Source organism: Sporosarcina sp. P12(2017), from assembly GCF_002743035.1.
In the GTDB taxonomy this organism is placed as follows: Bacteria; Bacillota; Bacilli; order Bacillales_A; family Planococcaceae; genus Sporosarcina; species Sporosarcina ureae.
In genome coordinates this window covers 173,258-184,255 of sequence record NZ_PDYL01000006.1, presented here as the reverse complement: position 1 = coordinate 184,255, position 10,998 = coordinate 173,258, and the positions used below count along the sequence as shown (strand labels likewise).

Below are 10,998 nucleotides of genomic sequence, written 5' to 3'. Positions count from 1 at the left end.
GGCCATTCTTTTAACTCATATGCATGAAGATCATACCGGTGGGGTACAGGAGATTCTAGCGAGTCATCCGGAAACTCTTGTTTATGGACCGAAAGAAACGAAAGGCTTGGTGAATAGTGTTGTAAAGGAAGGAGACTCCTTTAACTTGTTGGGCCAAACTTTCCAAGTCTACGAATCAGGAGGTCATACGCATGGCCATATCAGTTTTTTAATGGGAGATAATCTCTTTTGCGGGGATGCCTTGTTTTCAGCAGGATGCGGTCGGGTTTTTACCGGCGATTACAAAGCACAATATGAAACTTTGCAGAAATTTAAGCGCTTGGATGATGCTATAACTGTTTATCCCGGTCACGAGTATACCGAAACTAATTTACGTTTTGCATACGACATGCATCCGGAAAACGAAAAAATTTCCAAATCATTAGAAGAAGTCCAGGAACTGCGTGCTAAAGGACAGCCAACACTCCCGACAACGATCGGCAGGGAGAAGGAAATTAACCTCTTTCTGCAAGCGGAAACATTGGAGGACTTTATCGAATTGCGTAACGCCCGTGATAACTTCTAGAACAATTACTGGGCTGCTTTTTGCCGAATGATATATCGCATTAAGTGTACTGATATAGTATCTATGATAAGATAAGGTCAATATAATTACGGAGGATGATAGTAATGAACCAAGTACTCGTTGAAATTTGTTTACGTGTTAGAGACATTGATGCTACTTTAGATTTTTATACTGAGCTTTTTGATTTTGAAGTAGCCAGCCGCAGAGAATTCCCTAAAGATAAATTTGATTTAATCTATCTAAATTCACCGGGTTCTTCAGTACAAATAGAACTTACTTATAATTATGATGCAGATCCATACGTTATAGGAGATGGTTTCAGTCATTTAGGCGTAACAGTAGATGATTTAGAAGAAATGCATGAAATTTGTAAAGCTTCTTCTTATGAAACAGGTGAATTGAAAGGACTTTCAGGTGGAACACCTTCTTACTTCTTTGTTACTGACCCTGACGGCTATAGAATCGAAGTAAAGCGTAAGCACTAAAACTTTCTATATACAAAAATGATTGTAAAAAGCCTAACCCTCGACCCTCTAATTGCAAAACAGGGAAACGAGGGTTAGGCTTTTATTCTCATGTCGTGTCATTTCTCGTTAGGCGAGTGCCAGTTTCAATATGATTTGTTTGCGGCAACATTTCGACAGGCTGTATGCCTTTGACTTGATATATGTGTTCAACTAAAACGCTAAATCTCTCGCCTGTGTTTCTGGATTGCAAGAAATATAAACGATTTTTTCCGGCTTTAGTTTGCACAAAGAAGTTAGAAGCTCTTCGTCGCCACCTGCTCTTGGACAATCCATAATGACTGCATTAATCGCATCGTTTTTCATTGCCAGTTCGACCAAGAATTTCTCCGCATCTGCTCGGTGAAAATGTACGTTGTTAATGTTATTCCGTTTTGCATTTATAACCGCGCCTTTTTCACCATCATTATTGATTTCTACTCCGATAACTTCTTTGACTTGATCAGCAACGTTTATAGAAATTCAAAAATAACCATTGCGAATTAATTTAAGTCGATTTTAGATTTTACTGTTTGATAATCTAACATGAATGAAGGATAAGAACTTTCCCCGCAGAACTTTAATTCGTTATGAAAACAGAAACTCACAAATGATAAAAAACCAGTAGTTATTCCATTGAGATACTCTTCTTTAGGGATATTTGTGACTTTGTTTACATCATAATTCAACATATGTTTTGGATCTTCTAATCTAAGATTAAACATAGTGTCTTTTTCTGAAACGTCGACAGTAATTAAAGAATCTAGAAATACAATAGTAAAATGTTCATCTATATCGCCAATCAGTAAAGGAGCGATGATGGTTTGCCATGTAAATAATAAATCGGTTGTTTCGAAATCTTGGGTGAAAATAACTTCAAAATTATAAGTCGCGGTAATACAACCTTCTAAGTAATCGCCGTCATTATTGTCTATAATTAGTTGGGCAGCTTTTAAAGCTAAAGGGTCGTGAATAGATAAGAACTGCTCTTTTTTCGATGTCATATATCCTAAATGGGGAAGATCATTTGATATATAACTATTTATACTAAACACTTCATTCACCTCTTTTACCCGATTACGATTTAAATCCTATCGTTTACAACGCAATCGCTAGAATCTGTTTATGCCGAGAAAACGTTTGCTGTCGGTTCACCCCATATGGAAATTCCAATACATGTTATAGGATATAAAATAGTGTTCTTGCAATATAGTAGGCATTAAAAATATTAATAAAGGTTTTATATAGGCTTTATCTTCTTTTTTATAAACAACCATTATGGAAATTGAAAATATAAGAGGTAACCATACAAACCAGAAAAGAATATTGTTAAAAATAATTTCTAGAATTTCAATCACTCCTTTAAATATCGGATCCGTAAATACCCACTGTGTTATGTATTTTCTTCAGTAATGGAAGTGTAGTTCATATGTACATATACTGCATGAGTTTACAACCGGTCTAAATAAATTGAAGTTATCACCATTATATCAATATACTGGACAAATACTTTAATTATTTAATATTTAATAAAGAGGCTAAGGCAAAACTCAATAAAATGAAAAAACAGCTTGAATCCAAGTTACAAGAACTTTGGTTTCACGCCGTTTTAATTTCGTCTTTTGTTAATTGCAATTTAGGGTTTTCTTCATTATACAATCTGACTCGATTCTAGCGTACTGCGGATTCACCGACTACAAAATCAACTCTTTTATATGAGACGGTTTTCCAATGATTTGATTGCTAATTTAAGCGCGGTTACACGACGCTCATTCACCGTTTTTTGAGGACTACCATCTTTCGCTTTTGCTAATTGCTTTTCAATAGACGGAATGATACTTTGTAGAATATCTTTAGATTGTACGATCGCTTCTTTGTCACAGACAAAATTTCTATCATACCAAACGTCTTGTAAGCTCTCCAACCCAACCTTTACAGCGTCACGTCGTTTTTTTACAAGTGTTGTATTAGAACCTTTTTCCGTCATACTTGTATAAGCATTCGAAAGTTTAGTAAATGTGGAGTCTAAAGATTTAATGGATAATTCTCGAACTTCTTGGCTAACCGTTTTCATATTGGAACCTCATCTTTCATTTCAAATAATCCGAAAATTTTTAGTTTTCATACAGATACTCTTCATTAAAGCTTCAGGAGTGACAGCCCTTTTCCGCTATTTCTACTGTATAGACTTTTCACTCCCTATTCCCTGCTCTTATCAAAATTAAAGTTATGCTATTTTAATCGGTGTTTCTTTCACAATTTTATAAACTGCTATAGCCGTGATCGTCGCTATTGCCAATGATGCAATAATCGCAACTACAACATTAGGTACTGGAATTTCAAAGTTGAATAATCCCATCAATGGTTTAGGTGTGTTGAACGACCACAGTAAATCATTTAAAGATACGACTACGAGAGCAACCACAATGGTTACAAATCCACCAGCCCCTCCATAACGATAAAATCCTAATCCAATTAGCCATCCAACTAGAAAATAGATCATGACTACGAAGAAATAAGAGACACTAGTCAGTAACCAACTATTTACTCCAAGTGAGGATAATACAACTTCTTTGAACACGTTGATGTTAAGTACACGTACTATCCAAGTTAGAATGGTTGTTAGACCTATGACCGTAATTGCTAAGCCTATCGCTGACAGCAATGCTCCTTGAAAATACGCCTTTCTAGTAACGCCATACTTCACATACGTTGTTAGGAATACTGAGCTTGAAATGATCCCACAAACGAGCATAAATATTGTGGTTGTTTGAAATGTAAAGGTAAGCAACGACATGGACCTTATGTCTGGTTCATCGAGGAACCAAACAATTGCAAAGTAAGCAACATACAAAATCGGCAAATACCATGCTACCCATTTCATTTGGAATAAGTACAGATCAGCACCTATTTTCTTTCCCAATACATCCATTTTACATTCCCTCCTTTGTTAAATGAATAAATAATTCATGAAGTGAAACATTTCCTATTTCTAGATCTTTGCGCTTTATTTCGTCCTCTTTTTCTTCCGTTAATTCTCCGTACAGCATCATCGACTTTGTGCCACCTAGCTGCTCTTCATTTAATACATGAAGTCCGGCGACCACTTCTATTACATCGCTACTTGGACCTGTAACAGAATATCCTCTTTCTAGAAGCGTATCCACTTCCTCTTGAAGTAGTAATGTACCTTGATGAATAATAAGAACTTCGTCAAATAGGTATTCCATTTCCGAAATTAAGTGTGTAGATAAAATGAAAATTCGAGGATGGCGTGCTTGCTCTTTTAAAATTTCATTATAAAAAATTTCACGTGTTGGAGCATCCATCCCTTGATATGCCTCGTCAAAAATCGTGACTGGTGTTCTACTCGCTAGTCCGATTGTTACATTAAAAGCAGACTGCATACCTGCTGATAATTTCCTTAGTGGTTTATTTGTTGGGAGGTGAAATACCTTAACTAATTGTTCCGCATATTTCCGATCAAATGTAGGACGATAGCGTTCGGCTAAATCAAAGTATTTATTGATTGTGTCATAATTATCTTTATAGTCCGTTTGGTGAACAAACGTAACTTGAGCCATTGCTTTCTCGTTTTCAAAAATATTTTCTTCATCTATTTTCATTTCCCCACTCGTCGCCTTTCGGTAGGCGGCTAATATAGATAGTAGACTCGTTTTTCCTGCACCGTTGCGTCCGATCAATCCATAAATTTTCCCGCTTTCCAACACGAAGTTAATATCACGTAACGCTTCAAACTCGTTATAAGTAACACGTATGTTCTGTGCCTCCACTTTTCTAGTCATCCTTTACACTCCCCTTCAACTTTTCCATTATTTTCACGATATCATGGTCTACCAACTTCAGTTTTTTCGCTTCTTTTAACATCGGCAAAACAAATTCCTCAGCAAATCCTTCTCTTCGTTTGAGGATCAACTTTTCTTCTGCGCCTTCCATCACAAACATTCCTACACCCCTTTTTTTATAAATAATCTCTTCTTCAACCAGGAGGTTAATTCCCTTCGAAACCGTGATGTGATTGATCTTATAAAACTGAACGAGCTGGTTTGTCGATGGAATTTGATCATGTTCTTGTAGTTGATTATTAATAATCTGATCTTCAATCCTTTCTTTGATTTGAAGATAAATAGGCTTTTTATCATCTAATGATTTACTCATCGCTTACGTCACCTCTTCTCATGATATGCTGTACTTAGTTATATGGTTATATGGTTATGTATATAACCATATAACAAATGAAATTTCTAGTCAACTAAAAAAACGATCACTTTGAATGTGATCGTTTTTTGAAAAGTATAGGTTTAGAACGTCGCTATACATTATTCAATAGGAAGGAGAGTAAAAGATATACACTTTCAGACTCATCTATAAGATAAGAGCCGTATCTCAATGTGTTGAATGTTAAAACGCACTTATTGCATATTGTCGAGCCTAAACTTCACACCGATTTTCTCGTCTGGCGATAATTGGTTTTTCCATAGATCATAGCTTTTTTCCATCATTGCCCGGGAAAGTTTTTCTGCTTGTTGATCGTCACCTAATAACGCAAAGGCCAATAACTTTTTATAATAACTTAATGAAGCTTCTCGGCGAAATGAGCTCACAAAGTATTTCAACGCCATTTTCACATAAGCTGGCTCGAAGCTGTTTAGCACGAGCGAAAAGAGTGGATTCTCTGATAATCTAGCTAACTCCTTTTGAACTTTCCAATCATACGACGCAAAAGCTTCCGCTGTGTCTGGTAACTCATCGATTTCGGCGAGTAGTCCCACTACTTTAGGATAATTGAGCAGTATCGCTTTTTGTACATATTGAGGTGTTAGCGCGATACGGAATTCCAAAAAGTAGAGAACAAGCGCATTCGGTACTTGATCAAAATATTCTACAATATCTACAATTGTAGTGATATTTCCTCCATTCCAATAATCATTGACTATAGCACGCTGTCCTTTTCGTAACGTCAGCCAACCCCCATGACTCAGGCGCTGTAAGATTTCTCGAATAGCGGGCCGGCCCAGTTCATAATTAGCGGCCAATTCTCTTTCCGTCTCAATTTGACTACCCGCCAAATATTCTCCTTGAAGAATAGCTTTAATCAGTTCTTTTTCAACAGTTGCTGTCCGATTCATGGCTAGATCTCCTTTATTCAACACTTACGTACGATTCTCTAAGTTTTTAGCGGTATCGCTTTTATCGACCTCTTTTTGATCTTTATAGGTTCCGAATGTTTTATCGATAGATGTATGTGTAACACCAAACCAGTAGTTTTCATTTTTAAAATGATGCCAAAGATGCGCTTTCTTAATACTTCTTCCCATTTCGGTACGCGGTTGAACGGGGCGATGCGCAATATAATGTTTCCATTCATAATACATGAAATAGACGATGATTCCTGCAAGATAAGCAATCGTGAATGGCAAACTACTTGTTATAAAATAGAAAACAAGCGCAAACACGGAAAAGCCAGGTAAGCTGAACCAAATCGGCAAGAATAATAGCTTTAAATTCGCCGGATCCACGTGATGATCAAAGTGTAATCGTTTAATCGTTTTCAATAAAAATGGATTCGTTGGCGTTTTCATATGGAATAAAAACCTATGAATCATATACTCACTCATTGCATAAGTAGCCATCCCTACAATAAAGGAAATCCACACACCAAATAAGAATGCATGTAAAAGAGTATAGCTTATGAGTGGAATAAACAGTACCAACATTATGATGATATCCGGAAACGTGATGAACTCTTTCTTATATTTCATATTCATGAACCATCATCCCTATCTTATAGTTGATCAATCTATAAAGCATGTTAGCTAGTAAGTTTTCTTGGTATGACCAGAATATACTTTGGAATTACCAAAAGTATATGGTATTCAGAATTTATAGTCAATTGTAATTTTTAGAAAATAAAAGCACAGCATGAGAAACCATCATGAATGTGCCTTCTGTAGGTGCTATTCTATTCCTCCAGTAAAAGATGCATGGTATAATGCTCAAGCGGCAAGTTATGAATAACAACGAACTTATTTCAGTTAAGGATATCTGCTTCTGGTTGTCGCCAGGGTGGGTATCCTTTGTTGCGTCATAATTCGTTTCATCCACATATACTTTGCGTCAGTCTGTTTTTAGAAAGGAAGTAAATCGTGTCCTCATTACAAATCGTTCAAGTACGTTATCCAAAAGCAATGGCTTTTACTCTGATGTTTGGAGCTTTTATCGGGTTGTTTGGTGAAACAGCTTTAAATATGGCACTTACTAATATTATGGCCGACTTCTCCATTAACTCAGCTACTGCACAGTGGTTGACTACAGGGTATTTATTAACACTAGGTATTCTAGTACCTGTATCGTCTCTCTTAATCCGTTGGTTTACTACGAAACAATTAGTCATTGCTTCTCTTGCCTTTTCCATAGTAGGTACAATTTTAGCTGCGTTAGCCCCAAGCTTCGCCGTATTATTTATTGGTCGGATCGTTCAAGCAATCGGAACAGGGATCTTATTGCCATTGATGATGAATGTCCTGTTAGTAATTTTTCCAATTCATAAGCGCGGAGTCGTCATGGGTGTTATGGGACTGGTCATTACAACAGCTCCTGCGATTGGACCTGCATTATCCGGCTTAATTGTCGACACACTAGGATGGTCATATATCTTCTGGCTTAGCTTGATATTCTATATCGCATTAATCGTATTGGGTCTAAAACAAATTGATAACGTCTCCCAAATTACAAAACCAACAATTGATATCGTCTCGATTATCTTCTCTACACTTGGTTTTGGAGGGTTAATTTACAGTTTAAGTACGATTGCAGAAAAGTCTATTACGTCTGCACAAGTATATATTCCGTTTATAATCGGTGCCATTTCGCTCGTACTATTCGTCACTAGACAGCTGAAGATGAAACAGCCGATGATTAATTTACGAGTCTTTACATATCCGATGTTTACATTAGGCACATTACTATTGTTCATTGGGATGTTCTTAATTTTATCCACCGCTATTTTACTGCCCCTGTATTTGAGAACTTCATTACTAGTGAGCGCAGCAGTCGCTGGACTTATTCTATTACCAGGGAGTGCCGTCAACGCGTTGTTCTCTCCAGTCGTAGGCATGCTAACGGATAAATTCGGCGTCAAAAAGATTTTACCGATCGGCTTTCTAATGACAACCGTCTCAAGTATCATGTTTATCGTAATCATTTCAACAGAAACACCTATTTGGCAAATCGTTATGGCATTCTTGATATTCTTCGTAGGTATTTCCATGATTATTATGCCTGCACAAACGAATGGGTTAAATCAATTACCTCGCGAACTTTACGCAGATGGTTCAGCGGTAATGAATACCCTCCAACAAATTGCAGGTGCCACAGGTACGGCAATGGCTATTACATTATTAGTACATGGCCAGAACTTGCTTTTGAAAGTTTCACCGAATGCTCCTTCTGTTGAATTAATCGCAGCGGGTACGAAATATGCGTTTTATTTTATCGCCGCGTTTGCAATTACAGGGTTTATCGCGTCTCTGTTTGTGAAGCGTGTTCGTGTGTAGATGGAACCTTCTGATGTGCTCCCGAAAGTCAGAATCGTGAATAGCGAAAGACCCTGTTACCTTAAACAAAAGTCGAAAAGACCGCTAATGATAAATAGCGGTCTTTTCTATGACTAGTCATCTATGTGGTTATACATCCAGTAAAAAATTTCATGGGAATCTTTTAAAAACAGTAATTAATCCTTCTACACCCTATTTCGTATACGCTTGCACCCAATTTATTATTTGTTGATATTTTTTGATGTGACTCCACATTATACTTCTTCGCTAATGTAGCCTAGCTGAGCCCTCCCCCTAGGGTTCCGTAACAATTAGCACCTACAATTCTTCATTATATAAAACCATAAGCAAACACCCCTAAAAGTTAGATTGGAACCCTAACTTTTAGAGGTGCACATCAAAGGTCTTGCCTTCTTTACTCTTATCTCTTATCAAGATGGAGAGTTAATCGGCTTGTAAAATACAGGAGGGACCGAGCGAAAAAATCTGCGGTGATACGGTATCGGTTCTTTCGTTGTATCAGCCTGTAGATCTATCACTTCGCCAATTAATATGGTATGATCGCCTACTACAATCGTCTGGAACGTCTTACATTCAACCACTTCGAAAGGACCGCCAATCATTGGCACCCCATTTTCAGAAAGTTCCCATTCTCAATTTGCGAAACGATCTTCAACCTTGGTTGCAAATGTTTACAAAGCTCTTGTTGCTCGTCCGCCAATACATGAACGATGAATTCATCATCATTTGTAAACGCTTCCAACGATGTTGCTTTATGATTGATCACAGCAGCATAAGCGGATCTTAGGCAATTTAAGTAAAGGACTTAACTAGCAATCCTATTGCCGTTCCATCCTCTTTTACATATAAGACTACTTACTGGTTTACCTTATGTTAATTTAGGTTTCTTATCTTTCAAAGATACAAGACTGTACAGTACTGCTGTAACAAGAATTGTTGGATATACAGCTCCAACCGAATTATTTAGGATTCCCGAGTTACTGACCACTAGGAAGAATGCTACACCAAAAGCCCAAACTCCAACCGCTTTAAGATTGACGCCTTTGTAAAACCAGTATGCCCCCCCTGTTTTCTCAAATTCCCGTACATCATATGAACGCTTTTTCACAACGAAATAGTCAGCTACCAGTATTCCAAGCAAAGCACTCAAAACCATACCGATATATTCCAAGAAGCCCATGAACGTATCCAAGAAACTAGCTAGATAAAGAGGTACGAGCATTAAGAATCCCGCTAGGACGGTCACCATCCAAATGGCATGCAGAGGCTTTATCTTTTTTGTCACATTCGTGATGGATATTCCTGCCGCCATTAAGTTTACAACGTTGGTCGTCACACACGCTACTACAATGAGGATCAATGCAAACGATCCAAGCCCGAGATTTGTCACTATGGTACTAGGATCTGAATTTTCCGGATTGTACATCCCAGTAGAAAGCGCTGCACCAATCGTAGCGATAATTCCGATAAAAGCAAACCACAGAAGTGAAACGTATGCCCCTACAAGTGGAGCAACAGTTGCTGTTCTCGCCGTCCGCGTATATCTTGTAAATTCAGCAATCCCGAGCACCCAAGCCAAACTGAATGCAGCCATGATGTCGACAGCTTTCCCAACAGGCACAACAGATTCTGGTGGTGCTTTCCACTCCATAATGGCTGATAGTGGATGCGTATTCAAGACGACAACTGTAATCCAGACACCTAATATGAGAACCAATACGATACCAATTCTTTCAACAATCTTAATAGAATTTCGCCCTAACGATACTGACAGTAAGTTCAGTAAACTCATAAATACAATCCCAAGTATCATCGGTCCCTTGCTTCCTGGTTCTCCGTATGCCGCCCATCCAAATAAATCTTTTAAGATAAAACTCATTGAGATGACGGCAATAAATGTATTCACTACTGCCCATCCAAGGAAAACAATTGTGTTCAAAAATGTAGGAAGAAGACTTCCTTTAATCCCAAAAGCCGGTCTGGTTAATGCCATGGTAGAAGTTCCTACCTTAAAACCCATGTAACCTACAAGTGCCAATATTAGATAAGCGATTGGATTAGAAATTAATGTGACTCCAACTGCACCCGCAAATGCCATACCAGCTACTGTTCCTCCTACATACCAAGATGCGTTATTTGAGTTTGCCCCAACCCAAATCGCCACCATGTCGAAAAAACCAATATTCCTTTGACTCATGGGGACTTCTTCAGTTGCGTAATGTTCTTCAGTAGTAGCATCTAGTTGTTTGTTTAATGGTGCTTTAGCATCTACCTCTATCGTTACGCTTACTTCTGCTCCTACTTTTTCGATAGACTTCATTTTCTTCCTCCT

Annotated in this window: 14 protein-coding genes; 3 read left to right on the top strand and 11 right to left on the bottom strand. The window is 37.7% G+C overall.

All coding sequences use genetic code 11. The features are described from left to right. Together gloB and gloA are read left to right on the top strand one after the other, a co-directional pair. On the top strand, positions 1–565 hold a 565-nt coding region (gloB, locus tag CSV80_RS06850; RefSeq protein WP_099671856.1), incomplete at its 5' end, for a hydroxyacylglutathione hydrolase. A gap of 104 nt (positions 566–669) precedes the next feature. After that, entirely contained in the window at positions 670–1,050 is a 381-nt protein-coding gene (gene gloA / locus CSV80_RS06845) for a lactoylglutathione lyase (RefSeq protein WP_099670167.1), read from the top strand. 192 nt (positions 1,051–1,242) lie between these two features. Here the strand turns inward: gloA and CSV80_RS06840 are convergent, their stop codons facing one another. The 8 genes from CSV80_RS06840 to CSV80_RS06805 form a co-directional block, all read right to left on the bottom strand. After that, positions 1,243–1,545 (bottom strand): methyltransferase domain-containing protein, encoded by a 303-nt coding sequence (locus CSV80_RS06840; RefSeq protein WP_255407641.1) that lies wholly within the window; start codon positions 1,543–1,545, stop codon positions 1,243–1,245. Positions 1,546–1,571: 26 nt separating this feature from the next. Continuing rightward, entirely contained in the window at positions 1,572–2,123 is a 552-nt protein-coding gene (locus tag CSV80_RS06835; protein WP_099670165.1) for a hypothetical protein, read from the bottom strand. 656 nt (positions 2,124–2,779) lie between these two features. Continuing rightward, the gene (locus tag CSV80_RS06830; RefSeq protein ID WP_099670164.1) at positions 2,780–3,142 is read right to left on the bottom strand and encodes a hypothetical protein; all 363 of its coding nucleotides are present in this window, start codon (positions 3,140–3,142) and stop codon (positions 2,780–2,782) included. Positions 3,143–3,295: 153 nt separating this feature from the next. Then, a complete protein-coding gene (locus CSV80_RS06825) occupies positions 3,296–4,000 on the bottom strand; it encodes a hypothetical protein (protein ID WP_099670163.1) in 705 nt (234 codons plus the stop codon). A gap of 1 nt (position 4,001) precedes the next feature. Then, positions 4,002–4,874 carry an ATP-binding cassette domain-containing protein gene (locus CSV80_RS06820; protein ID WP_099670162.1) on the bottom strand — a complete coding sequence of 291 codons (873 nt, stop codon included), beginning with the start codon at positions 4,872–4,874 and terminating at the stop codon, positions 4,002–4,004. Beyond that, a complete protein-coding gene (locus CSV80_RS06815) occupies positions 4,867–5,247 on the bottom strand; it encodes a GntR family transcriptional regulator (RefSeq protein WP_099670161.1) in 381 nt (126 codons plus the stop codon). The genes CSV80_RS06820 and CSV80_RS06815 overlap by 8 nt, the downstream gene beginning before the upstream one ends. 254 nt (positions 5,248–5,501) lie before the next feature. Further along, positions 5,502–6,218, bottom strand: coding sequence for a GntR family transcriptional regulator (locus tag CSV80_RS06810; protein ID WP_099670160.1), 717 nt, complete (start codon positions 6,216–6,218; stop codon positions 5,502–5,504). A 24-nt stretch (positions 6,219–6,242) separates the two neighbouring features. Beyond that, entirely contained in the window at positions 6,243–6,857 is a 615-nt protein-coding gene (locus tag CSV80_RS06805; protein WP_099670159.1) for a sterol desaturase family protein, read from the bottom strand. Positions 6,858–7,277: 420 nt separating this feature from the next. Between CSV80_RS06805 and CSV80_RS06800 the strand changes: the two genes are divergently transcribed. Further along, positions 7,278–8,645, top strand: a complete 1,368-nt coding sequence (locus tag CSV80_RS06800) for a DHA2 family efflux MFS transporter permease subunit (RefSeq protein WP_099670203.1) — start codon at positions 7,278–7,280, stop codon at positions 8,643–8,645. Positions 8,646–9,076: 431 nt separating this feature from the next. Here the strand turns inward: CSV80_RS06800 and CSV80_RS17775 are convergent, their stop codons facing one another. The 3 genes from CSV80_RS17775 to CSV80_RS06790 all read right to left on the bottom strand — a co-directional run bounded on the left by CSV80_RS17775 (position 9,077) and on the right by CSV80_RS06790 (position 10,986). Further along, the gene (locus tag CSV80_RS17775) at positions 9,077–9,268 is read right to left on the bottom strand and encodes a flavin reductase family protein (RefSeq protein ID WP_233201537.1); all 192 of its coding nucleotides are present in this window, start codon (positions 9,266–9,268) and stop codon (positions 9,077–9,079) included. Continuing rightward, positions 9,265–9,432, bottom strand: coding sequence for a flavin reductase family protein (locus tag CSV80_RS17770; RefSeq protein ID WP_233208471.1), 168 nt, complete (start codon positions 9,430–9,432; stop codon positions 9,265–9,267). The genes CSV80_RS17775 and CSV80_RS17770 overlap by 4 nt, the downstream gene beginning before the upstream one ends. A gap of 102 nt (positions 9,433–9,534) precedes the next feature. Next, positions 9,535–10,986, bottom strand: a complete 1,452-nt coding sequence (locus CSV80_RS06790) for a cytosine permease (RefSeq protein WP_099670158.1) — start codon at positions 10,984–10,986, stop codon at positions 9,535–9,537. Positions 10,987–10,998 lie beyond the last annotated feature (12 nt).